This window comes from Streptomyces sp. NPDC020490, assembly GCF_044335305.1.
Classification (GTDB): Bacteria; Actinomycetota; Actinomycetes; order Streptomycetales; family Streptomycetaceae; genus Streptomyces.
The window spans coordinates 41,031-66,577 of the sequence record NZ_JBIRUY010000028.1 but is presented as its reverse complement, the minus strand read 5'-3'; the positions used below and the strand labels follow the sequence as shown (position 1 = coordinate 66,577).

The following is a 25,547-nucleotide window of genomic DNA, read 5'->3' as shown; positions in this document are numbered from 1 at the left end:
GCTACCTCCTGGAGCGTGGAACTCGGTCACCTGTATCGACCGCCCCACGCCGGAAGACTCATCGGTGCGGCAGCGCCCCGAAGCGGCGCGGCGAACCGCGCGACCAGCCACGACGGCGCGGCAGCCGCTCCATGACACAGCACCCCAGCGGAGCGCTTACGCTTCCGGACATGACGCCCGCACCTGACGAAAGTATCCGTCCGTTCCGTCTGGACGTCCCGCAGAGCGACCTCGACGACCTCCACGACCGCCTGGACCGCACCCGCCGGCCGGACGCCCTGCCCGGCACCGGCTGGGCGTACGGCGTACCGGCGGACTACCTCGACGAACTGCTGCACCACTGGCGGCACGGCTACGACTGGCGGGCCGCGGAGGCGCGGCTCAACGAGTGGCCGCAGTTCACCACCACGATCGACGGCTCCACCGTCCACTTCGCCCACGTCCGCTCCCCCGAGCCGAACGCCACCCCGCTGATCGTCACGCACGGCTGGCCGGGCTCGATCGTGGAGTTCCTGGACGTCGTCGGACCGCTCGCCGACCCCGCCGCGCACGGCGGCGACCCGGCGGACGCGTTCCACGTCGTCGTACCGAGCATTCCGGGCTTCGGGCTGTCCGGGCCGCCGGCCGACACCGGCTGGGAGGCGGGCCGGGTCGCCGACGCGTGGGCCGAGCTGATGCGGCGGCTGGGCTACGAGCGGTTCGGCGCGCAGGGCGGCGACTGGGGCGCGGCGATCTCGCGGGAGCTGGGCCGGGCCCATCCGGAGCGGGTGACCGGCGTGCACCTCAACCTGCTGCCGGGCGCCCACCAGGCGACGGAACCGACGCCGGAGGAACTGGACGCGCTCGGCGCCGAGGAGCGGGAGCGGACGCTGCTGTCGTGGCGCCGGTGGAGCGAGTGGTCGCGCGAGGGCACCGGGTACGCGGTCCTGCAGTCGACGCGGCCGCAGACCCTGGCGTACGCGCTCACCGACTCGCCGGCCGGACAACTCGCCTGGATCGTCGAGAAGTTCTGGGAGTGGACGGACTCGGAGCGGTGGCCCGAGGAGGCGGTGGACCGGGACCGGATGCTGACCAACGTGATGCTGTACTGGCTGACCGGGACCGCCGGTTCCGCGGCCCGCATCTACTACGAGCGCGCGCACGCCACGGGCCGCGCCGCCCGGCCCGCCGAGCCCTCCACCGTTCCGACGGCGCTGGCCCTCTTCCCGGCCGAGCCGCAGATCCCGCTGCGGCACAAGGCGGAACGCACCGAGAACCTCGTACGGTGGACGGAGTTCGACCGGGGCGGGCACTTCGCGGCGATGGAGGAGCCGGACCTGCTGGTCGCGGACGTGCGGGCGTTCTTCCGGCAGTTGCGCCAGAAGGGACTCGTCTGACGCCCCCTCAAGAGGCCCTGGCTGACGGCTTCGCCCGCGGCGAATCTGCCGCGGGCAGAGAAATCCGCAGGTGACGGGCGTCCGGGCGGAGAGTGGAGGGCGCGGCGCCACCGCCGCACCACGACTCGACAAGGAGCGCCCATGTCTCCACTCACCGCCGGCCCGGGTCCGGCCCTGCTGCCCCGGGCCGAGGACGGCGACACCCCGCCCACGCGTTTCGACGACCACCTCGCCGCCCAACTCCTCGCACAGCGCATCGTGTTCCTCGGCACCGAGGTCAACGAGGTCTCCGCGAACCGGATCTGCGCCCAGCTGCTCCTGCTGTCGGCGGAGGACCCGCGCACCGACATCAGCCTGTACGTCAACAGCCCCGGCGGGTCCGTGCACGCGGGCCTGGCCATCTACGACACGATGCGGCTGATCCCGAACGACGTCTCCACGCTCGCGATGGGGTTCGCCGCCAGCATGGGACAGTTCCTGCTCAGCGTCGGGGCGGCCGGCAAGCGGTACGCGCTGCCGAACGCGCGGATCATGATGCACCAGCCGTCCGCGGGCATCGGCGGCACCACCGCGGACATCGAGATCCAGGCGGAGAACCTGGAGTTCACCAAGCGGACCATCGAGCGGATCACCGCCGAGCACACCGGCCAGAGCCCGGAGACCATCTCCCGGGACGGCGACCGCGACCGCTGGTTCACGGCCGAGGAGGCCAGGGAGTACGGCATGGTCGACCGGGTGGTGGAGTCCCTCGCGGACGTCCGCCCGGCCGCGACGAGGCGACGGATGGGGCTGTGACCATGGGGAGTTACACGATTCCGAACGTCGTCGAGCGCACCCCGCAGGGCGAGCGGTCCTACGACGTGTTCAGCCGGCTGCTGTCGGAGCGGATCATCTTCCTCGGCACCGAGATCGACGACGGCGTCGCCAACGTCGTCATCGCGCAGTTGCTCCATCTGGAGTCGGCGGCGCCGGACAGCGAGATCGCGATCTACCTCAACTCTCCCGGCGGATCGTTCACCTCGCTGATGGCGATCTACGACACGATGACGTTCGTGCAGGCGCCGATCTCGACGTTCTGCGTCGGGCAGGCGGCCTCCACCGCGGCCGTCCTGCTGGCCGGCGGGGATCCCGGGCGGCGGTTCGTGCTGGAGCACGCCCGCGTGCTGCTCGGGCAGCCGGCCAGCGCGGGACGGCAGGGCACGGTCTCCGACCTCTCCCTCCAGGCCAAGGAGATGGTCCGCATCCGCGCGCAGGTCGAGGAGGTGCTGTCGCGGCACACCGGCCACGACATCGCGACACTGCGCGCGGACATGGACCGCGACAAGGTGTTCACCGCGCGGGAGGCGGTGGCCTACGGCCTCGCCGACGAGGTGCTCGGCCGCCGCCTCGGCACGGTGTGACCGGTCGGCCGCTCAGGCGGCCAGGCACAGCCCGTCGTACGGCGTCCTCGACGCCCTCGGGCCGCTGTGCCGTTGCCGGGTGAGCTCTCCCTGCGCCAGCGACAGCAGGTCGCCGAGGCCCAGGCCGAGGGCGCGGGCGGCGGCCGCGAGGACCTCCGAGGAGGCTTCCTTGCGGCCCCGCTCGACCTCCGAGAGGTAGGGCATGGAGATGCGGGCGGCGTCGGCGACGTCCTTGAGCGTGCGTTCCTGCGCCAGCCGTTCCCGGCGCAGGACGTCCCCGACCAGGTCGCGCCAGAGCGGCTCCTGGGGCCGCTCCCCCTTCCGGGTCCCGTCGGGAGCGTCCGCGGGCCGCGGAGCCGGCGGAAGCGATGAACGCGACGAATGCGAAGAACGCGACGGATGCAGTGGACGCGAGGGACGCGACGGACGCAGCGGAATGACACGGGCTTCGTTCGGCCTCTGGTTGCTCACCTGCCCAGCCTAGGAACGCCGGCCGCCGTGGGAAGGGCCCGGCGTTCCGCCCTGCGAGAAGCGCGCGCGGCCGGCCTCCGGCGCCGGACGGCGATCCGCGCCCGTCACAGCCTCTGTGAAAGGCCGGCGCGGAGGTGCCCGAGAGGCGGTGGCGGCGCTGGTTTTCCGCCGACGCGGCACGCGGGGGGCATGGTCCGTCATGCACGGGGTACGCGCAACCGGGAAGGACCGAGCCAGACAGCACAAGATGTCGGACCGTGACTTTCGTGGGAGAGGGAATGAATACCGCCGTGAATCGGTCGAAGGCAGGGGCCGCGACCAGGACCGCCGCGGCCGGCACGGGCGACGAGGCACTGCCGGGCATCGCGGATCCGCGGGCCGTCGCCCCGCGCGACGCACGGGAGCTGTCCCGCCAGTTCTTCCGGCGCCTCTCGGAACTCGAGGAGGGCACGCACGAGTACCAGTACGCGCGCAACACCCTCATCGAGATGAACATGTCGCTGGTGCGGTTCGCCGCCGGACGTTTCCGCGGGCGCGGCGACGACATGGAGGACATCGTCCAGACCGGCATGATCGGCCTCATCAAGGCGATCGACCGGTTCGAACTGTCGCGCGAGGTCGAGTTCACCTCCTTCGCGCTGCCGTACATCGTCGGCGAGATCAAGCGCTTCTTCCGTGACACCACGTGGGCCGTGCACGTGCCGCGGCGGCTGCAGGAGCTGCGGGTGGAGCTGGCCAAGGCCCGCGAGGAGCTCGCCAGCCGGCTGGACCGGGAGCCGGCCGTCGCCGAGCTGGCCACGCTGATGAACATCTCCGAGCGCGAGGTCGTCGAGGCCCAGATCGCCTCCAACGGATACAACTCCGCGTCGCTGGACGCCGCGCTCACCGGCGACGGCCCGGAGGGCGGCGAGGCGGTCCTGGCCGACTTCATCGGCGTCGAGGAGGAGGGGCTGCGGCTCGTCGAGGACTTCCACTCGCTCGCTCCGCTCATGGCCGAGCTGGGCGAACGGGACCGGCAGATCCTGCACATGCGGTTCGTGGAGGAGGCCACCCAGGCGGAGATCGGCGAGAAGCTGGGCTGCTCCCAGATGCACGTGTCCCGCCTGATCAAGCGGATCATCGCGCGGCTGCGTGAGGGCATGCTGGGCGAACTCGGCTGCGCGTGAGGCCGCGCGGCCCTCGCGGTCAGTCGCCGCGCAGGCGTACGACGGCGCACACCCGCTTGCCCACCGGAACCCGCTCGACGGTGACCCGCTCCGCGACGACGTGCACGATCTCCAGGCCGTGCCGGCCGACGCGCTGCGGGTCACGGGGGAAACGGCGCGGCAGGGCGGCGCTGCTGTCGTAGACGCACACGGTGACGGCGGCGTCCGTGCCCTCCAGCTCCAGGATGTACGGGCCGTTGCTGTGCCGGTCGGCGTTGGTGACCAGCTCGCTCACGACCAGGAGGATCTCGTCCTCGGCGCGGCTGCCGATCTCGGCGCACCATTCGGTTCTCAGCCGGGCGACGAAGTGCGCGGCGAAGGACCGCGCCTCGGCGATGCACCCCGGTTCACCGCTGTAGTGCGCCGCCCGCCGAAGCGGCTCCACGGGCACGTCGAAACCTGTCGGAACCACTGCCCCGCCCACTTGGTCGATCATGCGTTTCTCTCTCGAAGCCGGACTGGCCGGACGTCTGCTGCACCACTGCTCGTACCCCGCCCCGGGCCGCACAGTCCCCTGTCCCGCCCGGAAAGGGCACCTGGCCGACGCGATGCCCGGCGCCTGCGGTGCACTGTACGCGGAGACGGCACGCGGACACGGGTGCCGGACCCGACCCGGAAGACGACGACCAGGAGGGACGAAGACGAGCAGGGACGGCGACGAGGAGCCACGGCGAGGGGCGACGACCGGAGCGCGGCGCGGGCCGAATGCACGACCTGTCCGACTTCGGACAGGGCCGGCTCACCGGACTCACGGCCCTGCGCGACGCGGCACTGGCGCTGGGGGCGGCGAACCCCGTGGCGCACCATGTCACCAACGTCGTCGTCGAGGACGTCACCGACGGCCGGGTCCGGGTCCGCTCCAAGGGGCTGGGCATCATGGCGGGCGGCTCGTGCGGCTCCGTGACCTACGAGGACGTCGTGGTCCGCGTCGATCGACGCCGGCCGGCGGATCTGCCACCGCAAGGTCGTGCCGCGCAGGGAGCCGCTGAACGGCCTGTACCGGGAAGAGGCCCCGGCCCGCCGGCCGTGACCGACGCCGCCGCGCCGCCATGGCGCACGCCCACGCCCGCGCCCGGGAGGGCGTGGACGTGGGCGCGCCTGGCCGGTCGGGGCAGGCGCCTCCCAGGCGGGCATGCCGTGCCGGGGGACGACGCGGGCGGGCCGGAACGCTGGTCGCCGGTCAGCCCGCCGGGCACGGTCCGGGGGCCGTCCCGACGGTGTCGGCCCTCGCGCCGAGCGCGCCCCGCGGGGGCGCCGGCCGCCCCGGCCGTGGTGAGGCCGACGTCGCCGAGCGGATCGCCTCCGGCGCGGTGGCCGCGGCCCGGGTGCGTCGCCGCGGAGCCCGTCCCGGTCTGCGGGAACGGTACGGGCGCGGTCGGCCCGACCGGCCGGGTGTGCGCCCGGCGCGCTGCGTCCGGGCGGCCTCAGCCGACCGGCATGACCAGCGCCGGAACGATCCGCTGCATGCGCAGCGCGTCGACGGACTCCGCGAGCAGTTCGTACTCGGTGGTGTCGTCGCAGACAGCGATCCGCACCAGTCGGCCCATGGCCAGTTCGTCGGCGACGAGTTCCTGCCGGTCCGGATCGCCGCACCAGGCGCGCAGCACGGCCGGCACGTCGGGCACGGTGTCCGCGACCGGGACGAGCGAGCCGGACGGGAAGTGTCCGGCCTCGGGCAGCGGGTCGAGGCGGTCGGCGATCCAGTTGGCGCGGTCGCGCAGCCACCACAGGGCGAGGGCGAGGGTGGGGGCGCGATAGGTCCCGAGGGGTACTCCGATGCGCCGCCCTCCGCAGGTGCCGTACGCGGTGACATGGCACAGGAATTCGTCGTGCACGGTCGCTCCCCCGTCGCGGCGTTCGCCTGCCGGCCGGCCTCGCTTTCGGTGCGGGTCGTGTGCGGTAAGTGATCAGGGATTCGCTCTGTGAAGTCTCTCACAGTCGAGTATGTTCACTGTCGGAACACTGTCACCACGACTTTTTGGCCAGTCTGTTGGCATATTCACCGCGTCCGTTGGCCGAAATCCGGCGGACGGCCCATCGGCGGAGGTGCAGCCGAGGGACAGCCGAGCGCCACCGGGGAGTGCGGGCCATTACCCGAGGGGTAATCGACGGTGCCGGCCGCCGCGGGCATGGTTGCGGTACCGGGTCAGCGCGAGGCGGGATCCGGGATTCCGAGCAGCGACCACGCTCCGATGGAGGCCGATCAGCCATGTCCGCGAACACCGAACGTTACGAAAACGCCGTCGCCCGCTACTTCGAGGCCTGGAACGCGCGTGAGCCGGAGGCGCGGGCGAAGGCGGTCGCCGCCGCCTGGTCCGCGGACGGCACCTACACCGACCCGCTGGCCGACGTCAGCGGCCACGAGCAGATCGCGGCCGTGATCGCGGCGGCCCACGAGCAGTTCCCGGGCTTCGCCTTCCGGCTGACGGGCTCGGTGGACGGCCACCACGACACGGCGCGCTTCGCCTGGGAACTGGTGAGCGAGGCGGACGGCTCCGCACCGGTCGCCGGATCCGACGTCGTCACCCTGGACGCCGACGACCGCATCCGCGACGTGCTGGGCTTTCTCGACCGGGTGCCCACCGGGGCCTGAGGATCGCCCCGGCCCTGGTGGGCACCCGTCCGCCGCTCCCGGCGCGCCCGCTCCACCGAGCGGACGCCCACCGGGAGCGGCGGACGGATCAGGCCACGCCGGGAAGACCGACCGGGGACGGCCGGGCCGCCCCCGGTCCGGGGCTCCGGACCGGACCGCACGGCGCCGTCCGCCGCCCTCCGTCCTCCGTCCTCCCCGAGGGACGGCACCCCCTGGGCTCAGCCCTTCACGATCGCGTCGATGCGGGCCAGTTCGTCCTCGTCGAAGTCCAGGTTGGCGATGGTCGCGACGTTGTCCTCGATCTGCCGGGGGCTGCTCGCGCCGACGAGGGCGGAGGTCACCCGGCCGCCGCGCAGGACCCAGGCCAGGGCGAGCTGGGCCAGGGACTGGCCGCGGGACTTGGCGGTCTCGTCGAGGGCGCGGAGCTTGCCGACCAGTTCGCCGGTGACCGCGTCCGTGTTCAGGAAGGGGCTGTCGCTCGCCGCCCGCGAGTCCTCGGGTATGCCGTCGAGGTAGCGGGAGGTGAGCAGGCCCTGCTCCAGCGGGGAGAAGACGATCGAGCCGACCTGGAGCTCGTCCAGCGCGTCCAGCAGGCCCTCCTCCTCGGGCCGCCGGTCCAGCATCGAGTAGCGCGGCTGGTGGATCAGGAGCGGGGTGCCCAGCTCGCCGAGGATGCGGGCGGCCTCACGGGTCTGCTCCGCCGAGTAGTTGGAGACGCCGACGTACAGCGCCTTGCCCTGCTGCACCGCCGAGTGCAGGGCGCCCATCGTCTCCTCCAGGGGAGTGTCCGGGTCGGGGCGGTGCGAGTAGAAGATGTCGACGTAGTCCAGGCCCATCCGCTGCAGGCTCCGGTCGAGCGAGGACAGCAGGTACTTGCGCGAGCCCCACTCGCCGTACGGGCCGGGCCACATCAGGTAGCCGGCCTTGGTGGAGATCACCAGCTCGTCCCGGTAGCCGGCGAAGTCCGCCTTCAGCGCCTCGCCGAGCGCGGATTCGGCCGCACCCGGCGGCGGACCGTAGTTGTTCGCGAGGTCGAAGTGGGTGACGCCGAGGTCGAAGGCGCGGCGCAGGATGGCCCGCTGGGTCTCGACCGGGCGGTCGGGACCGAAGTTGTGCCACAGGCCGAGCGACAGCGCGGGCAGCTTCAGGCCGCTGCGTCCGGTGCGCCGGTAGGGCATCTGCGCGTAGCGGTCGGGGTGTGCGGTGTACAACGCGACTCCATGGGGATTGGCACACGGGATTACCGGTTCCGGGGAACCGGCCCCACTCTGTCGTGGCCCGAGGCCAGCGGTCCAACAGGCAAGTCAGATGGGATTCAGCGAGGCGGCTTCTCAATCGCGCCCCGGCGGCCTCGGGCGTGAGGGTCCGGCCGGACGTCCGCTGCCTACCATGGGCGGACGATCGACACGAGAGAAGGCCCGATGGAACTGCGTCACCTCCAGCACTTCGTCGCGGTCGCCGAGGACCAGCACTTCACCCGGGCCGCCGAACGGCTGATGGTGTCCCAGTCGGGCCTGTCGGCGTCGATACGGGCGCTGGAGCGGGAGTTGCAGACGCCGCTGTTCGTGCGGACGACGCGGCGGGTGACCCTCACGCAGGCGGGGCGGGCACTGCTGGGCGAGGCGGAGCGGATCCTGGCGCAGGTGCGGGCGGCGCACGAGGCGGTCGCGGCCGTGCAGGGCGTGCTGCGGGGGACGCTGTCGCTGGGCACCGAGCAGTGCATCGCCGGGTTGCACGTCGCGGGTCTGCTCGCCGCGTTCCGGCGACGCCACCCGGACGTGGAGATACGGCTGCGGCAGGCGGGGTCGGGCGCGCTGGCGGAGGAGGTCGCGGCGGGCCGGCTGGACCTGGCGTTCGCCTACCGCACCCAGGCGGACAGCGATCAGCTCAGGTCGGTGTCGCTGGCGAGCGAGCCGATGACGGTGCTGTGTCACGCCTCGCACCCGCTCTCCGTCGCCGGAGCCACCGTCGCCCCGGCCGACCTCGCCGACGAGGTCTTCGTCGACTTCCAGCCGGACTTCGGGCCCCGCCGCGCCACCGACGCCGCCTTCGCCGGGGCGGGGGTGCGGCGCACGGTCGCGCTCGAGGTCAACGACGTGCACAGCCTCCTGGACCTGGTCGGCGAGAACCTCGGCATCGCCGTCGTACCGCGTCACTTCCGGTACAAGCGGGCGTCGCTGACCGCCCTGGATCTGAAGGACGGCGGCGAGCCGGTGTACGAGAGCGCCGCCCTGCTGCCGCCCCCGCAGGCCACCAGCCCCGCGGCCCGCGCGCTGATGGCGCTGCTGGAATCGGGGGGCGCGTAGGCGGCGGCTGGGGGATGGTGGAGGCATGCATGCGAAGGACATCCTCATCGACGGGTACGGCCGCATCCAGGAAGAAGTCCGCGCCGTCGTCGGGGGCCTCGGCCCCGACGCCCTCAACGCCCGCCCCTCCGGCGACGCCAACTCCATCGCCTGGCTGGTGTGGCACCTCACCCGCGTCCAGGACGACCACGTCGCCGACGCCTTCGGTCTCGACCAGGCCTGGTCGGCGCGGGACTGGCACAAGCGCTTCGGGCTCGACCTGCCCCGCCACGACACCGGCTACGGGCACAGCCCCTCGAAGGTCGCCAAGGTGCGGGTCGACTCCGGCGACCTGCTGACCGGGTACTACGACGCGGTGCACGAGCAGACTCTCCAGGCCCTGCGCTCCCTCGCCGCCAAGGACCTGGAGAGGATCGTGGACGAGCGCTGGGACCCGCCGGTCAGCCTGGGCGTGCGGCTGGTCAGCGTGCTGTCGGACGACCTGCAGCACGTCGGGCAGGCCGCCTACGTGCGGGGGCTGCTGGGGAGCACCGCCGCGTAGCCCGGCAGGACGACGTCCTCGATGAGGGCGTTGCGCTCGTCGAACGGGATGAAGGCGCTCTTGAGGGCGTTCAGCGTGACCGTGCGCAGGTCCCGCACCGTCCAGCCGGCCTGCTCGACGAGCAGGGACATCTCGCGGGTCATCGTCGTGCCGGACACCAGACGGTTGTCGGTGTTGAGGGTGACGCGGAAGCCGAGGTCCTTCAGCGCGGTGATCGGGTGCTCGGCGATCGAGGCGGCCGCGCCCGTCTGGAGGTTGGAGGTCGGGCACATCTCCAGGGCGATCCGGCGGTCGCGGACCCAGCCGGCGAGACGGCCGAGCTTGCCGGCCGCGAGGTCGGGGATGTCCTCGGTGATGCGCACGCCGTGGCCGATGCGCTGGGCGCCGCACACCTGTACGGCCTGGTGGACGCTGGGCAGGCCGTACGCCTCGCCGGCGTGGATGGTGAAGGGGACGCTCTCGCGGCGCAGGTGCTCGAAGGCGTCGAGGTGGTCGGCGGGCGGGAAGCCGTCCTCGGCGCCGGCGATGTCGAAGCCGACGACGCCGGCGTCCCGGAAGGCGACCGCGAGGCCGGCGGTCTCGCGGGTGCGGTCGAACATGCGCATCCCGCACAGCAGCGTGCGCACGAGCACGGGGGTACCGGCCGCGGCCGCCTTCGCCATGCCGGCCGCGAGCCCTTCCTGGACGGTCTCGACGACCTCCGGCAGCGTCAGCCCGCGCCGCACCATCAGCTCCGGGGCGTAGCGCACCTCGCCGTAGACGACGCCGTCGGCGGCGAGGTCGAGGACGTACTCCTCGGCGGCGCGCAGCAGGCCCTCGCGGGTCTGCAGCACGGCGAGGGTGTGCTCGAAGGTGGCTATGTAGCGCACCAGGTCGCCGGAGCCGGCGGCCTCGACGAACCAGGCGGCGAGTTCGTCCGGGTCGGTGGTGGGCAGGGTGTGGCCGGCCTCGGCCGCGAGCTCGACCACGGTGGCGGGGCGCAGGCCGCCGTCGAGGTGGTCGTGCAGGACGGCCTTGGGCAGGCGGCGGAGGGTGTCGGCGTCGATGCGCGGCGCGGTCATGGGCGGGGCTTTCCTCGGCGGGTGGTGCGGACGGTCAGTGGGTGGCGGGGGCCGCGGGGGCGGCGGGCTGGAGCAGGTCCCAGCGGTTGCCGTACAGGTCCTGGAAGACGGCGACCGAGCCGTACGGCTCGTGCCGCGGCTCCTCCAGGAAGGCGACGCCCGCCGCGAGCATCCGGGCGTGGTCGCGGGCGAAGTCGTCGGTGTGCAGGAAGAATCCGACGCGCCCGCCGGTCTGGTCGCCGATCCGGGCGCGCTGTGCCTCGTCCTTGGCGCGGGCCAGCAGGAGGCCGGTTCCGCCGGATCCGGTGCCGGATTCGACGACGACCCAGCGGGAGCCGTCGGGGCGCGGGCTGTCCTCGGCGAGCCGGAATCCGAGGGCCTCGGTGTAGAAGCGGATCGCCTCGTCGTAGTCGTCGACGACGAGGGTGACCAGGGCGACGCGTCTCATCGTGGCCTTTCGGTGCGGGTGGTCGACGCGAGAGGTTATACGTAGAACTTCGCGGGCGCCAGTCCCGGCCGGACGGGCGCGGGCGAGGGACGGGTGGCTTCGGGCGCCGGCGGGGTGTCGGCCCGGCCTGTCGGCGTCGTGTCAGTCGTGTCAGCTGTCCGCCCGGCGTCGTGTCAGTCGTGTCAGCTGTCCGCCCGGCGTCGTGTCAGTCGTGTCAGCTGTCCGCCCGGCGTCGTGTCAGCCGGCCGGACGGCGCAGGGCGTCGAGACGGCGCAGCTCGTCGTCGGTCAGGCGCAGGGCGCCCGCCGCGACGTTCTCGACGAGGTGGTCGGGGTTGCCGGTGCCGGGGATGGCGAGCACGTGCGGGCCCTGGTGCAGCGTCCAGGCGAGGCGGACCTGGGCGGGGGTCGCGTCATGGGCGCGGGCCACGGCGAGCACCTCGTCGTGGTCGGCGCTCGCGTCGGGGTCGGCGGCCTGCGGTCCGCGCTGTCCGGCGACCGCGTAGAACGGCACGAAGGCGATGCCCTGTTCGCCGCAGACGCGCAGGAGTTCGTCGGTCGCGGGGTCCGGGGAGTCCAGCGCGTAACGGTTCTGCACGGCCACCACAGGAGCGATGGCCAGCGCCTCGGCGAGGTGCCGGGGCTCGACGTCGGAGACGCCGAGGTGCCGGATCAGGCCCTTGTCGCGCAGTTCGGCGAGCGCCCCGAAGTGCTCGGCGACGGAGTCCTGGCGCATGCGCCGCAGGTACACCAGGTCCAGGTGGTCACGGCCGAGCTGACGGAGGTTCTCCTCGACGTGGCCGCGCAGCTGGTCGGGCCGGGCGGAGGTGCCCCACTCCCCGTGGTAGTCGCGGAAGGGCCCGACCTTGGCGGCTATGAGGAGGTTGTCCGGGTACGGGGAGAGAGCGCTGTTGATGATCTCGTTGGCGGAGCGCAGCCGGGAGAAGTAGAAGGCGGCGGTGTCGATGTGGTCGACGCCGAGCTCGACCGCCCTGCGCAGCACGGCGATCGCGCGTTCCCGGTCGCTGGGCGTCCCGAGGTGGAAGGCGGCGCTGCCGGTCAGCCGCATCGCGCCGAGGCCGACGCGGGCCACGGTGAGGTCGCCGAGGGTCCAGGTGCCCGCCGCGTCCGCGGTGATCATTTCGGAGGTCATCGGCGGAGTCTCGCACAACTCCCTTGGCTCTATGGGGCGTTCACGTCCGACCCCGGCGTGGCCGACGCTGGTGCGGCCGGCCGGGGTGGGGACGGGGCACCCTCGACCGCCGCGACCGTCGACCGACGATGACACCCGCCGGTCGACGGCTCCGGGGTCAGCGCAGCGGCTTGTCGAGGACCGCCTTGCGGTGACTGAACGTCTCGATCGAGTAGGGGCCGTGGTAGCTCCCCATGCCGCTCTCCCCCACTCCGCCGAACGGCAGGTCGGAGACGGTGAGATGGGCCAGCGGCAGGCCGTACCCGAGGCCGCCCGAGGAGGTCTCCGCGGCGATCCGGGCGCGGGTGCCCTCGGACTCCGAGAAGACGTACAGGGCGAGGGGCTTGTCCCGGTCGTTGACGAAGTCGATCGCCTCGTCCAGGCCGGAGACGGTCACGATGGGCAGGATGGGGCCGAAGATCTCCTCCCGCATCACCGGCGACTCGGGGTCGACGTCGGCCAGGACGGTCGGCGCGATGAACTTCTGCGCCCGGTCGCTGTCCCCGCCCACGACGACGCGGCCGGAGCCGAGCAGACCGGTGAGCCGGTCGAAGTGCCGCTCGTTGACGATGCGCCCGTACTCGCCGCAGGTCCGCGGGTCGCTGCCGTACAGCGCCTCGACGGCGCGGGCGAGCGCGGGTTCCAGGGCGGCGGCGGTGGCCGGGTCGGTCAGCACGTAGTCGGGCGCGACGCAGGTCTGTCCGGCGTTGAGGAACTTGCCGCGCGCCAGCCGGTCGGCGACCACGTCGAGGTCGACGCCGCGGTCGACGAACGCCGGTGACTTGCCGCCGAGTTCGAGGGTGACCGGGGTGAGGTGCTCGGCCGCGGCGCGCATGACGATGCGGCCCACGGTGCCGTTGCCGGTGTAGAAGACGTGGTCGAAGCGCTGCGCGAGCAGGGCGGTGGTCTCGGGGACCCCGCCCTCGACGACGGCGACCGCGTCGGTGTCGAGGTACTCCGGCAGCAGGCGGGCCAGGGCGGCGGAGGTGGCCGGGGCCAGCTCGCTGGGCTTGGCGACCACCGCGTTGCCGGCGGCGAGCGCGCCGACCAGCGGAGCGAGCAGGAGCTGGGCGGGGTAGTTCCAGGGGGCGATGACGAGGACGACGCCGAGCGGGTCGTACTGCGTCCACGCGCGGGCGTCGGCCCCGAGGTGTGCCGGGTCCGGGGCGGGTTCCGGACGCAGCCAGTCGGCCAGGTGGCCGAGGGTGTGGTCGATCTCGCGGACGGTGAAGTCGATCTCGGTGCGGTGGGCTTCGGTGACGCTCTTGCCCAGGTCGGCATGGAGGGCGGCGGCCAGGTCGGGCCCCTTCTCGGTGAGCAGCGCGCGCAGGCGGCGCAGCTGGTCGGTGCGCCAGGCGAGGGGCTTGGTGCGGCCGGTGCGGAAGGTGGCCCGCAGCCGGGCCACGATGTCGGCGGGCTGCTCGGGGCTGGGGTGGTTCACGGGTGCCTCGCTGCTGGGGCGGGCCTCGCGGCTCGCCGATGCGGTCTGAACGGTCAGGTCGTCGACCCGGAGGTCGATGCATACACCAACATTTCATACACCAAAATAAATTCCGGTGCTGAGGCGGAGTTCCGCGGCGCTGTCCCTGCCCGGCTTCAGGCCTCGTCCATGAAGGCGCGTACCTCGATCGGCAGCGTCGTGGCCCACACCGCCCGGCGTCCCCAGCGCAGGGCCGCGTCCAGGTCGGGCGCCTGGATCAGACAGATGCCGCCCAGGCACTCCTTGCCCTGGGCGTAGGGCCCGTCGGTGGCGAGCACCTCCCCGTCGTGGGGCCGCAGCATGGTCGCGCTCTCCGGGTCGTGCAGTCCTCCGGCGAAGACCCACGCGCCGGCCTCGCGCAGTTCCCGGTGGAACACCTCGAGGTTGTGGCCGATCTCGGCGAGCGCCTCCGCCGAGGGCGGCTCCGCCTCGCTCGGCTGGACCACGCTGAGCAGGTAGTACGTCATGGCGTCCTCCAGGGGGCCGGGTGTCCTCGTGTCACCTTCCGCACGAACGGCACACCCCCGATTCCACACCGTGCACGGCGGCCTCGCGAGAATTCCCCGCGGTACGGCGGGGCGGCCGCGGCCGGCGCGGTGGCGCGGGAGGTGACGGGATCCGGGCCGGGGCGTAGTGCTCGGCGCGGTTCGTGCGCGCCCGCCGGGCATCCCCTCCCCCGTGCGCGGATCGAGGAGGGGCTGGTGCTGGGGACGCGGGCGTACTGCCTGACGAGCGTGGCCACGACCCCCGCGTAGGGCCTGATGCGCGCGGCCACGACCCGCGCATACGGCCCGATGTGCGCGGCCACGACCCGCGGCGTTCGTGGCCGGACGGCGGTCACCCCGCTGGGTTCGCTGCGCTGCGCCGCGCCGCGCCGCGCCGCGCCGCGGAAGAACCGCGCACGAGGCGTTCGGGTTCCGGGTTCCGGGGGCGGGATCCGGGGGGGGCCGGTGGCGGGATCCTGGCGGGGGCGGCGGCGCGGCCCGAGGCGGTGCGGAGGGCGGCCGGTCAGTCCTCGTCGCCGGCGACGACCACGAGGAACGCGTCCGACTCGAGGTCCATCACGACCTCGGCGGGCTCCCCCGCGGCACGGCGCTGCGCGGCGTACTCCTCCGCGGGCCACGATCCGCGCGGAGCTCCTGCGGGGAAACGCTCCAACACCTTCCCGCTCATAGCGGCAGCCACCTCCTGCGTCGGCCTGGGCATCCTCACGACGACTGTCGTGCTCTTCCTCGTGCCCGCAAACAGCGCGGACATGTCCGCCCGGGCGGCCGGGCCCGGCGGTCTCACTCAACCGCGGCCGTCGAGCCGGCTCCACAGCCGCGGTTTCACTCAACCGCGGCCGTCGAGCCGGCTGCGCAGCCGGGCCAGGGTGCGGCTGAGGAGGCGGGAGACGTGCATCTGGGAGATGCCCAGTTCGGCGCCGATCTGCCTCTGGGTCATGTCACGCCGGAACCGCATGTCCAGGATCCGGCGCTCTCGGGCGGGCAGCGCCGCGATCAGCGGACCGAGGGTGGCCACGTCCTCGGCCCTGGCGAGGGCGGGGTCGTCCGCGCCGAGCAGGTCGCCGAGGACCTCGCCCTCGCCCGGTTCCGCGGGCGCGTCCAGGGAGACGGCGTCGTGCCCTTCCGCCGCCTGGAGGCCGTCCAGCACCTGCTCCTGCGACAGTCCGGTGCGGCGGGCGAGCTCGCCGACGGTGGGCGAGCGTCCCTCCTCCTGTTCGAAGTCGGCGCGGGCCTCCAGCAGGACGGCGCGGTACTCCTTGAGCTGCCGGGGCACCCGCACCGCCCAGGTGGTGTCGCGGAAGAACCGCTTGATCTCCCCGAACACGGTGGGCACGGCGAAGACCTCGAAGTCGTTGCCCCGGGTCGGGTCGAACCGGTCGATGGCCTTGATCAGCCCGATCGTGCCGGCCTGGAGCACGTCGTCGTACATCTCCGGACGCGGCCGGAAGTGGCGCCCCGCGTACCGCACGAGCCCCATGTTGAGCTCGACGAGCGTGTTGCGGACGTACATGTACGCGGGGGTGCCCTCGTCCAGCGAGCGCAGCCGCTCGAACAGCGGCCGGGACAGGGCGCGGGCGTCGGCGGGGCCGGTCACGACGGGCTGCAAGGACACGGTTCACTCCTCGGTCGGGATCCTGGCCGGCGTGGGCGTCACCTTTCCTTCCGTCGCGTCGGCGGTCACGGATGCGGTCTCCCGCGACCCGTCGGCCCGGCCGCCGGCGGGGGTGCGGCTCTCCCGCCACAGCCGTCCCGGCCACCACACGACGGGGCCGAGGTCGCGGGCGAGGGCGGGCACCAGCAGCGAGCGCACGACCAGGGTGTCGAGGAGCACGCCGAAGGCGACGATGAACGCGATCTGCACCAGGAACGCCAGCGGGATCACCCCGAGGGCGGCGAAGGTCGCGGCGAGCACCACGCCCGCCGAGGTGATCACGCCTCCGGTGCCGACCAGGCCGCGCAGGATGCCCTGGCGGACCCCGTGCCGCAGCGACTCCTCCCGCACCCGGGACATGAGGAAGATGTTGTAGTCGACGCCGAGGGCGACGAGGAACACGAAGCCGTACAGCGGGACCGAGGGGTCGGTGCCGGTGAAGCCGAGGGCGTGCCGGAAGACCAGGGCCGAGACGCCGAGCGTGGCGAGGAAGTTCAGCGCGACGGTGGCCACCAGCAGCGCGGGCAGCAGCAGCGAGCGCAGCAGCAGGGCCAGGATGGCGAGGATCACGGCCAGGACGACCGGCACGATGAGGGTGCGGTCCCGCTCGGCGGTGCGCAGGGTGTCGTACTGCTGCGCGGTGTAGCCGCCGACGAGGGCGTCGGCGTCCGGCACCGCGTGCAGGGCGCCGCGGAGCCGGGCCACGGTGTCCTTGGCGGCGTCGCTGTCGGCGGCTGCCTTCAGGGTGACGTCGACGCGTACCCGCCCGTCGACGACCAGCGGGGAGCCGCCGGGCCGGCCGGAGGCGGTGACGCCGGCCGCCGCGGCGACGCCGTCGGTGCGCAGGGCGGCCGCGACGACGCGGTCGAGGCGGTCGGCGTTCGCGATGACGACGGCGGGGTTGCCGGAGCCGCCGGGGAAGTGCCGGGAGAGGGTCCGCTGGGCGGCCACCGAGGGCGCGTCGTCGACGAAGGTCTCGTCGAGGGGGACGCCCTTGGAGGTGAGGGCGGGGGCGAAGGCGGCGCAGGCGAGCAGCACGGCGAGCGAGACGGCCCAGACCTTCCGGGGCGCGCGGTCGACGAGGTCGGCCACGCGCCGCCACACGCCCCGGCCCGCGCGCTCCTCGTCCCCGGCGTGCGGGGCGGCCGGCCAGTACGCGGCGCGGCCCAGCAGGACGAGCGCGGCGGGCAGGAAGGTCAGGGAGCTGACGAGCGCGCAGACGATGCCGATCGCGCCGACCGGGCCGAGCGCCCGGTTGTTCGTCAGGTCGCTCGTCAGCAGGGCGAGCAGCCCAAGGGCGACGGTCGCGGCGCTGGCCACGACGGCGCCCCAGGACCGCCCCAGGGCGGCCCGCACGGCCGCGAAACGGTCGGTGCGCGCGGCCAGTTCCTCCCGGAAGCGGGCCGTCAGCAGCAGCGCGTAGTCGGTCGCCGCGCCGATGACGAGGATGGAGAGGATGCCCTGGACCTGCCCGTCGACCCGGACGACGCCGTGGTCGGCGAGGACGTAGACGACGGCGCAGGCCAGGCCCAGCGCGAAGACCGCGCCGATGATGATCACCAGGGGCAGCAGCACGCTGCGGTAGACCAGCAGCAGGATCACCAGGACCGTCACCAGCGCGACGGCCAGCAGCAGCCCGTCGATCCCGGCGAAGGCGTCGGACAGGTCCGCGCGGGTCGCGGCCGGTCCGGCCAGCTCGACCGTGCTGCCGGGTACGCGTTCGGCGGCGGCGCGGATCCGGTCGAGGACGTCGGGCAGCCGCTCCCCCAGGTCGGGCCTGAGCTGGACCACGCCCTGGACGGCCCGGCCGTCCCGGGAGAGCAGCGCGGGCGAGACCTTCCCGGACACGCCCGGCAGGTCCGTCAGGGAGGCGAGGGCCTGCCCGGCCGCGGCCTGCCTGTCCCGCATCGGGCCGCCGTCCGCGTCGGTCCACACGACGATCGCGGGCAGTGTCTCGTCCTGCCGGAAGGCGCGCTGCTCGGCGACGACCTCGGTGGACTCGGCGCTGCGCGGCAGGAAGGCGGCCTGGTCGTTGGTGGCGACCTCGCCGAGCCGGCCGGCGTACGGGCCGAGCACTCCGCCGACGCCGAGCCAGACGACGAGCAGCAGCAGGGGGACGAGGAAGCGGCCTCGTCGTGCGGTGAGGGACATGGTTCTCCTGGCTTCACGGGACGGTGCCTCGGTCGGGCGCCGCGGCCGGTGTCCGGACCGGTGCCTCGGCAGTACCTCGGCAGGTACCTCGGTACACGTATCTCAATGAAAAACAATCTCAATCATTGAGCTACATGATCGTAGCGACACCTGCTCTTCCGCTGTCCGCGGGTCGGCGGATGCGGTCAGGAGCCGTGGAACCTCAGAAGGGCGAGTTCCTCGTTCATGGCGGCCACGAAGCGCGTGACCACGGCCAGTTCGTCGTCCGTGAAGCGCGCGTGCGCCGCCTGCGCGGCCTGTGCGAGGGGCCGGAAGTACGTGCGCGCGGCGGCCCGCGCGTCGGCCGCGTAGTACAGGTGCACCACTCTGCGGTCCGCGCTCTCCCGCACCCGCCGGATGTGCCCGGCGCGCTCCAGCCGGTCGACGCAGGCGGTGACGGCGCCGGAGGTGAGCCCGAGGTGTTCGCGCAGCCGCCCGGGCGTCATCGGCTCGTCGGCGTCCAGGATCGCCGCGAGCGCCTGGACGTCGGTGGCGTGCAGGCCGTGGTCGGCGGCGAAGCCGTGGACCAGACGGTTGATCTCGCCGTTCATCCGGCGCAGGTGCACGGCGAGGAGCTGCAGGTCGGTCCCCGCCGGAACTCCGGGTCCGGGCTGCGTCGCCGTCCGCCGCTCCCGGTCGTCTGCTGTGGCCACGGGATCACCCTATAGAAGCACGCGCATCCACTGTCGCCGCGTCCGTGGAAGGGATCACAGGGAGCCATATCGAAGCCATGCACGCCATGCACGCCATCGACGCCATGCACGCCATGCACGCCATGGACGCCATGGACGCCATGGACGCCATGCACGCCATCGACACGGAGGGCCGGCGACTGATGAACCACGACGAGGGCGGACCCGGGCTGCGCTGCCTCGTGACCGGGGCGACGGGATACATCGGCGGCCGTCTGGTGCCGGAGCTGCTCGCCGAGGGGCACACGGTGCGCTGTCTGGCCCGGTCGCCCGGCAAGCTGCGCGACCACCCGTGGGCGGGCGAGGCGGAGGTGGTGCGCGGCGACGTCACGGACGCCGCGTCCGTCGCCGAGGCGATGCGCGGGATCGACGTCGCCTACTACCTGGTGCACGCCCTGGGCAGCGGCGCCGCGTTCGAGGAGACCGACCGCCGGGCGGCGCGGATCTTCGGGGAGCAGGCCCGGGCGGCCGGGGTACGCCGCATCGTCTACCTCGGCGGACTGACCCCCGTGGGCGTGCCCGAACGGGAACTCTCCCCGCACCTGCGGTCACGGGCCGAGGTGGGCCGGATCCTGCTGGCGTCGGGCGTGCCGACCACCGTGCTGCGCGCGGCGGTGGTCATCGGCTCGGGCTCGGTCTCCTTCGAGATGCTGCGCTACCTGACCGAGCGGCTGCCGGTGATGGTCACCCCCAGCTGGGTGCGCACCCGCATCCAGCCCGTGGCGGTGCGCGACGTGCTGCGCGCCCTGGCCGGCAGCGCCCGCATGCCCGCCGATGTCAACCGCGCCTTCGACATCGGCGGACCGGAGGTGCTGACGTACCGGGACATGATGATGCGGTACGCGGCGGTGGCCGGCCTGCCGCGCCGGATCATCGTGCCCGTACCGGTCCTCACCCCCCGCCTCTCCAGCCACTGGGTCGGCCTGGTGACGCCGGTGCCGGCGTCCATCGCGCGGCCGCTCACCGAGTCGCTGCGGCACGAGGTGATCTGCCACGAGCACGACATCGCACGGTACGTGCCCGACCCGCCGGGCCATCCGATCGGCTTCGACGAGGCGGTGCGGCTGGCGCTGAAGCGGGTCCGGGACGCCCAGGTGACCACCCGCTGGTCGTCGGCGTCGGTGCCCGGCGCGCCCAGCGACCCGCTGCCCACCGACCCCGACTGGGCGGGCGGCAGCCTGTACACGGACCGGCGCGAGCGGCCCGTGAACGCCTCACGGGAGGCGCTGTGGCGGGTGATCGAGGGCATCGGCGGGGACAACGGCTGGTACTCCTTCCCGCTCGCCTGGGCGGTGCGCGGGCGGCTGGACCGGCTGTTCGGCGGGGTCGGCCTGCGCAGGGGGCGACGCGACGCGGCCCGGCTGCGCGTCGGCGACTCGCTGGACTTCTGGCGGGTGGAGGAGATCGAGCCCGGGCACCTGCTGCGGCTGCGCGCGGAGATGCGGCTGCCGGGGCTGGCCTGGCTGGAGATGCGCGCGGAGACGGACGACGAGGGCCGCACCCGCTACCGGCAGCGGGCCCTGTTCCACCCGCACGGGCTGCTCGGGCACGCCTACTGGTGGAGCGTCTCGCCCTTCCACGCCGTCGTGTTCGGCGGCATGGCCCGCAACATCGCACGGGCCGCCGCCCGGACGCCCGTCCCACCGGCGAGGGAACGCACGTCGGCCCGTTGACGGCCGCATCCGCCGGCTCGCCCCGGCCGGAAACACCTCACCGGCCGCCTCCTTCCCGTCACCCGGAGTACGCACCATGAACGTATCGGTCGTCCTGTTCACCTGCGACCTGCGCCTGCACGACCATCCCGCGCTGCGGGCCGCGAGCGAGGCCCACCGGGTCGTCCCGCTGTTCGTGCGCGACCGGGGCGTGGCGCGGGCCGGCTTCGCCGCGCCCAACCGGCTGGCGTTCCTCGCCGACTGCCTGCGCGACCTCGACGCGGGGCTGCGCGAGCGCGGCGGGCGGTTGGTGGTCCGCTCCGGGGACGTCGTGGAGGAGGTGTGCAAGGTGGCCGCCGAGGCGGACGCCGACGAGGTCCACATGGCGGCCGACGTCAGCGGCTACGCGCAGCTGCGCGAGCGGCGGCTGCGGCGCGCCCTGGAGGCGGAGGGCAGGCGGCTGCACGTCCACGACACGGTGACCACGGCCGTCACGCCCGGCGCGGTGACGCCGAGTTCCTCGGACCACTTCGCCATGTTCACGCCGTACTTCCGGCGGTGGTCCGAGCTGCGGCTGCGCGATCCGCTGGCCGCGCCGCGCGCCGTGCGGGTGCCGGACGACGTCGGCTCCGAGCCGCTGCCCTCCCGGGCCGGCCTCTCCGGGCTGTCACCGGCCCTGGCGGCGGGCGGCGAGCCGGAGGGGCGCAGGCGCCTGTCCGCCTGGCTGCGCGGCGGGCTCGCCGACTACGAGGACCGCCAGGACGACCTGGCCGGTGACGCCACCTCCCGGCTCTCGCCGCACCTGCACTTCGGGACGGTCTCCCCCGTCGAGGCCGTCCACCGGGCGCGGAAGGCGGGCGGGCCGGGCGCCGAGGCGTTCGTACGGCAGATCGCCTGGCGGGACTTCCACCGCCAGGTGCTGGCGGCCCGGCCCGCCGCGGCCACCGCGGACTACCGCACCAAGCACGACCGCTGGCGCTCGGAGCACGCGGCCGCCGAGGACGTCGCGGCCTGGCGGGAGGGCCGTACCGGCTATCCGCTGATCGACGCGGCGATGCGCCAGCTGCGGCACGAGGGGTGGATGCACAACCGGGGCCGGCTGCTGACCGCGAGCTTCCTGACCAAGACCCTGTACGTCGACTGGCGCGTCGGCGCCCGGCACTTCCTGGACCTGCTGGTCGACGGCGACATCGCCAACAACCAGCTCAACTGGCAGTGGATGGCGGGCACCGGCACCGACACCCGGCCCAACCGCGTCCTCAATCCGGTCACGCAGGCCAAGCGGCACGATCCGGACGGGGCCTACGTCCGCCGGTGGGTTCCCGAACTCGCCGGGCTCGACGGGCCCGCGGTGCACGAGCCTTGGAAGCTGCGGGGCCTGGACCGGGCCGCCGTCGCCGACTACCCGGACCCGATCATCGACCTCGCCTACGGCCTGACCCGCTTCCGCCGCGCCCGGGAGCACGAGTGAGGGCCGCGCGGGGGTGCGTCCAGCCACGCACCGCGTAGGGCCGCGCGCCCCCGGGCATACGCGCACCGTGGCTCGCGTGACAAGCGGTCCTCGCCGGCTACGCGGTGCTGGGTCCGGGGCCGGCGGCCGTGATCCCCGTGGACTTCAGCGACACCGCCCGGCGTCATCCGGACCGGCCCCCACCGGAGGAGCGACGTGCAGATCGCCGCAGGCCGGGAACAGGTGAGACGACCGTCGTCACCGCGATCCGCCGTCACCGCGCCCCGCCGTCACCGCGCCCCGCCGTCACCGCGATCCGTCGTCACCGCGATCCGTCGTCACCGATCGGAGACCCATGCCTCCCGACAGCCCCGCCTCGCTGCTGCCTCTGCTGCGCGCCTCCGTCGACCGGCTGCTCGCGACCGCGGCCGTGCTGTCGGACGCGGAGGTGCGGGCGCCCTCGCTGCTGCCCGGCTGGACCCGCGGCCACGTCCTCACCCATCTGGCCCGCAGCGCCGACTCCCGCAGCCGGCTGCTCGCCTCCGCCCGTTCGGGCGCCGACCTGCCGCAGTACGCCGACGAGGCCCAGCGGGAGCGCGAGATCGAGGAGGGCGCCGGCCGGCCCGCCGCCGTGCTCCTCGACGACATGGACACCGCGCTGCACCGCTTCCTCGCCGCGGCCGGCGACCACCCGCGGGACGCCTGGGAGGTGCCGGTGCGCTGGCTCGGCGGCGGCCTGAAGCCGGTGCGCGGGGCCGTGGGGAGCATGCTGCGCGAGGTGGAAGTGCACCACACCGACCTGGCCACCGGTCACGGCCCGGCCGACTGGCCCGCCTTCTTCGTAGCCCGCGAGCTGGAGACGACCGTGGGGAAACTGCGCGGCGACCCCGACGCCCCGCCGCTGACGCTGTGCGCGGACGAGGACCGGACCGTCCGGGTCGTCAAGGACGGACAGGGACCACGGGTGACGGGGCCGGCGGCGGAGCTGCTGGGCTGGCTCACCGGCCGGACCGACGGCAGGGCACTGACCGTCGAACCGCCCGGCCCCCTGCCGACGCCCCCGGCCTGGCGCCGCTGACCCGGCCCCTCCCCCGGGCCGGTGCGCCCCGCGCGCCCCGGCCCGGCGCTCGGACCGGTGTCCGGTGCCGCGGTCCAGTGCACGGCGTGGGCGCGTCGCGTCTTGAGCGGCGGGCGCACGACGTCGCGGACGGCGACGGTCCCCCCGGGCCGGGTCGGCGTGCGCAAGGGACGCACCTTCTCGGCAGGCCGGGGAGGCCGGCACACGGCGAGGCGGACCGGGGTACGCGCCGGGGGGGAACCGCCCGGCTGCCGACGGCGCGGATCCCGCGGCGACCGCCCCGCTAGCGGCCGGCGTGGCGCAGATCCCGCAGCACCTCGCGGGCCGCGCGGGCGCCGGACGCCAGCGCGCCCTGGACCGAGCCGGTGGCGCGGTGGTCGCCGCAGACGTGCCGGGCCGGCGAGACCCGGCTGGTGCGGCTGAGCGGCTGCGGCGGGGGCATCGCGGGCAGCGCGTCCGGGACCGTGCGGGCGGTCAGCAGGTCCCAGCCGCCGGTGGAGGCGCCGTAGGCCTCGGCGAGCGCCTCGCGCACGGACCTCTCCCGTCCCGGGTCGTCCCCGCCGAGGACGGAGGTCGCGACGAGGGCGGAGCCGGCGGGCGCGTACGGCGGGACGACGTCGCTGAGGACGACGGTGTTGAGGAACCGCCGCCGCTCGTCGACGAGGAGGGTCGGCTCGCCGAGCGGTGAGCGGTCGGTGACGTGGTAGTACGTCGTCACCGTCCGGTAGGCGGGCAGGTCGAGGCCGGGCAGCAGGCCGGCCGCCGGTCCGGGACCGGTCGCCACCACCACGGCCCGCGCGGCCAGTTCGGCGCCGTCGGCCGTGACGGCGCCGTCGTCGGTGAGCGTGGCCACCGGCGTCTCCAGGCGCACGGTGCCGGCGGGCAGCGCGGCCGCGAGCGCGCGGGGCACCGCGCCGATCCCCTCGGCGGGCAGGCACAGGGTGCCGCGCAGCATGCTGCGCCAGACGAGGTGGAAGAACCGGCTGGAGGTCTCCAGTTCGTCCTCCAGGAACACCCCCGACAGGAACGGGCGGAAGAACCGCTCGACGAACTCCTCCGAGAACCCGGCATCCGCCAGGGCCGTGCGGGTGGTGCGGTCCGGCGACCGCTTCACCAACCGGACGGGGGCGAGCAGGTCGCGGGCCGACAGCGCGCCGAGCGCCGCGAGGTCGCGGGGTCCGGCGAGGCGGCCGGGAAGCAGGTCGGGCAGGGTGCGGGGACGGCGGGTGGGGTCGTTGAAACGCAGCCTGCCGCGCCCGGTGTGGATCAGGACGCCCGGCGTGAACGGCCGGAGCCGCAGTTCGCGCAGCGACAGCCGGCGGCGGATCTGCGGGTACGACGTGTTGAAGACCTGGAAGCCGCGGTCGACGACGAACCCCTCGACCCGGTCGGAGCGCATCCGCCCGCCCACCGCGTCGGACGCCTCCAGGACGTGGACGTCGAGGCCCGCCGCGAGCAGGTCACGGGCGCAGGCGAGCCCGGCGACGCCTGCGCCGATCACCAGGACGTCGGGGGTGTGGGCGGGCGCGGACACGATGGGACCCCTCGGGCTGTCGGGCCGCCCGGACTGCCGGGCGACGGCGTTCGTGCGCCGTCACGCACGTGTGTGGATCCCTTCCCGCCGTACACCGCCCACGGATGCGCCGGACGGGCGGTCTCCACCGCCCCGGCCCGGCCCCCGGACACCGGGCAGGACGGTCTCCGCCCCGCGCCGGGCCGGAACGTCGGGCAGGATCGGCGTACAGCCCCAGCCGAGCCCAGGCCCCGGGCAAGAGCAGTCTTCGCCCCGGGCCGGGCCGGCATGCCGGGCAGGATCGGCGTACGACCCCAGCCGAGCCCAGGCCCCGGGCAAGAGCAGTCTTCGCCCCGGGCCGGGCCCGGACGCCGGGCAGGGACGGTTCCCACCCCGAACCGAGGCCCGGACATCGAGCAGGCACGATGCCCACCCCGAACCCAGGCCCGGACACCCGGCAAGAGCGACACCCCGAACCGAGCCCGGACCGGGCAAGAGCAGTCTTCGCCCCGAGCCGGGCCCGGACACCGGGCAAGGACGATATCCGCCCCGAGACGAGGCCCGGACACCGGGCAGGCACGATGCCCACCCCGAACCCAGGCCCGGACACCCGGCAAGAGCGACACCCCGAACCGAGCCCGGACCGCGCAAGAGCAGTCTTCGCCCCGAGCCGGGCCCGGACACCGGGCAAGGACGATATCCGCCCCGAGACGAGGCCCGGACACCGGGCAGGCACGATGCCC

General features: G+C 74.0%; 24 protein-coding genes. 10 read left to right on the top strand and 14 right to left on the bottom strand.

Translation table 11 applies throughout. From position 1 onward, the window contains the following. Window positions 1-170 precede the first annotated feature (170 nt). The 3 genes from ACH4ZX_RS26750 (at window position 171) to ACH4ZX_RS26740 (ending at window position 2,776) form a co-directional block, all read left to right on the top strand. A complete protein-coding gene (locus ACH4ZX_RS26750; protein ID WP_398277681.1) occupies window positions 171-1,376 on the top strand; it encodes an epoxide hydrolase family protein in 1,206 nt (401 codons plus the stop codon). Between the two features lie 141 nt (window positions 1,377-1,517). After that, window positions 1,518-2,171, top strand: coding sequence for an ATP-dependent Clp protease proteolytic subunit (locus tag ACH4ZX_RS26745; protein WP_360748476.1), 654 nt, complete (start codon window positions 1,518-1,520; stop codon window positions 2,169-2,171). A gap of 2 nt (window positions 2,172-2,173) precedes the next feature. Beyond that, complete coding sequence (locus ACH4ZX_RS26740; protein ID WP_398277677.1) at window positions 2,174-2,776, top strand: ClpP family protease; 603 nt, start codon at window positions 2,174-2,176, stop codon at window positions 2,774-2,776. 12 nt (window positions 2,777-2,788) lie between these two features. Here the strand turns inward: ACH4ZX_RS26740 and ACH4ZX_RS26735 are convergent, their stop codons facing one another. After that, window positions 2,789-3,247 (bottom strand): helix-turn-helix domain-containing protein, encoded by a 459-nt coding sequence (locus ACH4ZX_RS26735; RefSeq protein WP_398277674.1) that lies wholly within the window; start codon window positions 3,245-3,247, stop codon window positions 2,789-2,791. Window positions 3,248-3,525: 278 nt separating this feature from the next. On the opposite strand from ACH4ZX_RS26735, the gene ACH4ZX_RS26730 reads away from it, so the two are divergent. Next, window positions 3,526-4,413: an RNA polymerase sigma factor SigF gene (locus ACH4ZX_RS26730; protein ID WP_398277671.1), complete on the top strand. Its 888-nt coding sequence runs from the start codon at window positions 3,526-3,528 to the stop codon at window positions 4,411-4,413. Between the two features lie 19 nt (window positions 4,414-4,432). Here ACH4ZX_RS26730 and ACH4ZX_RS26725 read toward each other — a convergent pair whose 3' ends face one another. Both ACH4ZX_RS26725 and ACH4ZX_RS26720 read right to left on the bottom strand, forming a co-directional pair. After that, entirely contained in the window at window positions 4,433-4,888 is a 456-nt protein-coding gene (locus ACH4ZX_RS26725; protein WP_398277668.1) for an ATP-binding protein, read from the bottom strand. Window positions 4,889-5,876: 988 nt separating this feature from the next. Beyond that, complete coding sequence (locus ACH4ZX_RS26720) at window positions 5,877-6,287, bottom strand: hypothetical protein (RefSeq protein WP_398277665.1); 411 nt, start codon at window positions 6,285-6,287, stop codon at window positions 5,877-5,879. Window positions 6,288-6,661: 374 nt separating this feature from the next. On the opposite strand from ACH4ZX_RS26720, the gene ACH4ZX_RS26715 reads away from it, so the two are divergent. Then, window positions 6,662-7,045, top strand: coding sequence for a nuclear transport factor 2 family protein (locus ACH4ZX_RS26715; protein WP_398277662.1), 384 nt, complete (start codon window positions 6,662-6,664; stop codon window positions 7,043-7,045). 218 nt (window positions 7,046-7,263) lie between these two features. Here the strand turns inward: ACH4ZX_RS26715 and mgrA are convergent, their stop codons facing one another. Further along, the gene (mgrA, locus tag ACH4ZX_RS26710) at window positions 7,264-8,256 is read right to left on the bottom strand and encodes an L-glyceraldehyde 3-phosphate reductase (protein WP_398277659.1); all 993 of its coding nucleotides are present in this window, start codon (window positions 8,254-8,256) and stop codon (window positions 7,264-7,266) included. Between the two features lie 210 nt (window positions 8,257-8,466). Here mgrA and ACH4ZX_RS26705 point away from each other — a divergent pair, with 210 nt between their 5' ends. After that, on the top strand, window positions 8,467-9,351 hold the full coding sequence (locus ACH4ZX_RS26705; protein WP_360748503.1) for a LysR substrate-binding domain-containing protein: 885 nt from the start codon (window positions 8,467-8,469) through the stop codon (window positions 9,349-9,351). A 25-nt stretch (window positions 9,352-9,376) separates the two neighbouring features. After that, window positions 9,377-9,892 (top strand): DinB family protein, encoded by a 516-nt coding sequence (locus ACH4ZX_RS26700; protein WP_398277656.1) that lies wholly within the window; start codon window positions 9,377-9,379, stop codon window positions 9,890-9,892. On the opposite strand, the gene ACH4ZX_RS26695 is transcribed toward ACH4ZX_RS26700, so the two are convergent. The 9 genes from ACH4ZX_RS26695 to ACH4ZX_RS26655 form a co-directional block, all read right to left on the bottom strand. Then, window positions 9,856-10,953: an adenosine deaminase gene (locus ACH4ZX_RS26695; protein WP_398277653.1), complete on the bottom strand. Its 1,098-nt coding sequence runs from the start codon at window positions 10,951-10,953 to the stop codon at window positions 9,856-9,858. The two genes, ACH4ZX_RS26700 and ACH4ZX_RS26695, sit on opposite strands and share 37 nt — an antisense overlap. A gap of 34 nt (window positions 10,954-10,987) precedes the next feature. Further along, entirely contained in the window at window positions 10,988-11,401 is a 414-nt protein-coding gene (locus tag ACH4ZX_RS26690) for a VOC family protein (protein WP_398277650.1), read from the bottom strand. A 237-nt stretch (window positions 11,402-11,638) separates the two neighbouring features. Continuing rightward, window positions 11,639-12,553 carry an aldo/keto reductase gene (locus tag ACH4ZX_RS26685; protein WP_398277647.1) on the bottom strand — a complete coding sequence of 305 codons (915 nt, stop codon included), beginning with the start codon at window positions 12,551-12,553 and terminating at the stop codon, window positions 11,639-11,641. Window positions 12,554-12,710: 157 nt separating this feature from the next. Then, window positions 12,711-14,033 carry an aldehyde dehydrogenase family protein gene (locus tag ACH4ZX_RS26680; RefSeq protein WP_398277645.1) on the bottom strand — a complete coding sequence of 441 codons (1,323 nt, stop codon included), beginning with the start codon at window positions 14,031-14,033 and terminating at the stop codon, window positions 12,711-12,713. Between the two features lie 155 nt (window positions 14,034-14,188). Continuing rightward, a complete protein-coding gene (locus ACH4ZX_RS26675) occupies window positions 14,189-14,539 on the bottom strand; it encodes a YciI family protein (protein ID WP_360748520.1) in 351 nt (116 codons plus the stop codon). A 541-nt stretch (window positions 14,540-15,080) separates the two neighbouring features. Continuing rightward, entirely contained in the window at window positions 15,081-15,245 is a 165-nt protein-coding gene (locus ACH4ZX_RS26670) for a hypothetical protein (protein ID WP_324787249.1), read from the bottom strand. Between the two features lie 159 nt (window positions 15,246-15,404). Continuing rightward, window positions 15,405-16,190: a SigB/SigF/SigG family RNA polymerase sigma factor gene (locus tag ACH4ZX_RS26665; RefSeq protein WP_398277641.1), complete on the bottom strand. Its 786-nt coding sequence runs from the start codon at window positions 16,188-16,190 to the stop codon at window positions 15,405-15,407. A gap of 3 nt (window positions 16,191-16,193) precedes the next feature. Then, window positions 16,194-18,380, bottom strand: a complete 2,187-nt coding sequence (locus ACH4ZX_RS26660; RefSeq protein ID WP_398277638.1) for an MMPL family transporter — start codon at window positions 18,378-18,380, stop codon at window positions 16,194-16,196. A gap of 185 nt (window positions 18,381-18,565) precedes the next feature. Continuing rightward, on the bottom strand, window positions 18,566-19,072 hold the full coding sequence (locus ACH4ZX_RS26655) for a MarR family winged helix-turn-helix transcriptional regulator (protein ID WP_398277635.1): 507 nt from the start codon (window positions 19,070-19,072) through the stop codon (window positions 18,566-18,568). A gap of 182 nt (window positions 19,073-19,254) precedes the next feature. Between ACH4ZX_RS26655 and ACH4ZX_RS26650 the strand changes: the two genes are divergently transcribed. The 3 genes from ACH4ZX_RS26650 to ACH4ZX_RS26640 all read left to right on the top strand — a co-directional run bounded on the left by ACH4ZX_RS26650 (window position 19,255) and on the right by ACH4ZX_RS26640 (window position 23,291). Further along, window positions 19,255-20,784: an SDR family oxidoreductase gene (locus ACH4ZX_RS26650; RefSeq protein WP_398277864.1), complete on the top strand. Its 1,530-nt coding sequence runs from the start codon at window positions 19,255-19,257 to the stop codon at window positions 20,782-20,784. A 76-nt stretch (window positions 20,785-20,860) separates the two neighbouring features. Then, window positions 20,861-22,234, top strand: a complete 1,374-nt coding sequence (locus ACH4ZX_RS26645) for a cryptochrome/photolyase family protein (protein WP_398277632.1) — start codon at window positions 20,861-20,863, stop codon at window positions 22,232-22,234. Between the two features lie 334 nt (window positions 22,235-22,568). Beyond that, window positions 22,569-23,291 carry a maleylpyruvate isomerase family mycothiol-dependent enzyme gene (locus tag ACH4ZX_RS26640; protein WP_398277629.1) on the top strand — a complete coding sequence of 241 codons (723 nt, stop codon included), beginning with the start codon at window positions 22,569-22,571 and terminating at the stop codon, window positions 23,289-23,291. A gap of 283 nt (window positions 23,292-23,574) precedes the next feature. On the opposite strand, the gene ACH4ZX_RS26635 is transcribed toward ACH4ZX_RS26640, so the two are convergent. Next, window positions 23,575-24,825 (bottom strand): NAD(P)/FAD-dependent oxidoreductase, encoded by a 1,251-nt coding sequence (locus ACH4ZX_RS26635; protein WP_398277626.1) that lies wholly within the window; start codon window positions 24,823-24,825, stop codon window positions 23,575-23,577. Window positions 24,826-25,547 lie beyond the last annotated feature (722 nt).

Excerpts from the sequence above, each read along its gene's own strand:
- ACH4ZX_RS26705 (WP_360748503.1), top strand. The coding sequence starts at position 8,467 with ATGGAACTGCGTCACCTCCAGCACTTCGTCGCGGTCGCCGAGGACCAG.
- ACH4ZX_RS26670 (WP_324787249.1), bottom strand. The coding sequence starts at position 15,245 with ATGAGCGGGAAGGTGTTGGAGCGTTTCCCCGCAGGAGCTCCGCGCGGA.
- ACH4ZX_RS26700 (WP_398277656.1), top strand. The coding sequence starts at position 9,377 with ATGCATGCGAAGGACATCCTCATCGACGGGTACGGCCGCATCCAGGAA.
- ACH4ZX_RS26750 (WP_398277681.1), top strand. The coding sequence starts at position 171 with ATGACGCCCGCACCTGACGAAAGTATCCGTCCGTTCCGTCTGGACGTC.
- ACH4ZX_RS26645 (WP_398277632.1), top strand. The coding sequence starts at position 20,861 with ATGAACGTATCGGTCGTCCTGTTCACCTGCGACCTGCGCCTGCACGAC.
- ACH4ZX_RS26650 (WP_398277864.1), top strand. The coding sequence starts at position 19,255 with ATGAACCACGACGAGGGCGGACCCGGGCTGCGCTGCCTCGTGACCGGG.
- ACH4ZX_RS26660 (WP_398277638.1), bottom strand. The coding sequence starts at position 18,380 with ATGTCCCTCACCGCACGACGAGGCCGCTTCCTCGTCCCCCTGCTGCTG.
- ACH4ZX_RS26640 (WP_398277629.1), top strand. The coding sequence starts at position 22,569 with ATGCCTCCCGACAGCCCCGCCTCGCTGCTGCCTCTGCTGCGCGCCTCC.
- ACH4ZX_RS26695 (WP_398277653.1), bottom strand. The coding sequence starts at position 10,953 with ATGACCGCGCCGCGCATCGACGCCGACACCCTCCGCCGCCTGCCCAAG.
- ACH4ZX_RS26745 (WP_360748476.1), top strand. The coding sequence starts at position 1,518 with ATGTCTCCACTCACCGCCGGCCCGGGTCCGGCCCTGCTGCCCCGGGCC.
- ACH4ZX_RS26740 (WP_398277677.1), top strand. The coding sequence starts at position 2,174 with ATGGGGAGTTACACGATTCCGAACGTCGTCGAGCGCACCCCGCAGGGC.
- ACH4ZX_RS26715 (WP_398277662.1), top strand. The coding sequence starts at position 6,662 with ATGTCCGCGAACACCGAACGTTACGAAAACGCCGTCGCCCGCTACTTC.
- ACH4ZX_RS26675 (WP_360748520.1), bottom strand. The coding sequence starts at position 14,539 with ATGACGTACTACCTGCTCAGCGTGGTCCAGCCGAGCGAGGCGGAGCCG.
- ACH4ZX_RS26690 (WP_398277650.1), bottom strand. The coding sequence starts at position 11,401 with ATGAGACGCGTCGCCCTGGTCACCCTCGTCGTCGACGACTACGACGAG.
- ACH4ZX_RS26725 (WP_398277668.1), bottom strand. The coding sequence starts at position 4,888 with ATGATCGACCAAGTGGGCGGGGCAGTGGTTCCGACAGGTTTCGACGTG.
- ACH4ZX_RS26685 (WP_398277647.1), bottom strand. The coding sequence starts at position 12,553 with ATGACCTCCGAAATGATCACCGCGGACGCGGCGGGCACCTGGACCCTC.
- ACH4ZX_RS26730 (WP_398277671.1), top strand. The coding sequence starts at position 3,526 with ATGAATACCGCCGTGAATCGGTCGAAGGCAGGGGCCGCGACCAGGACC.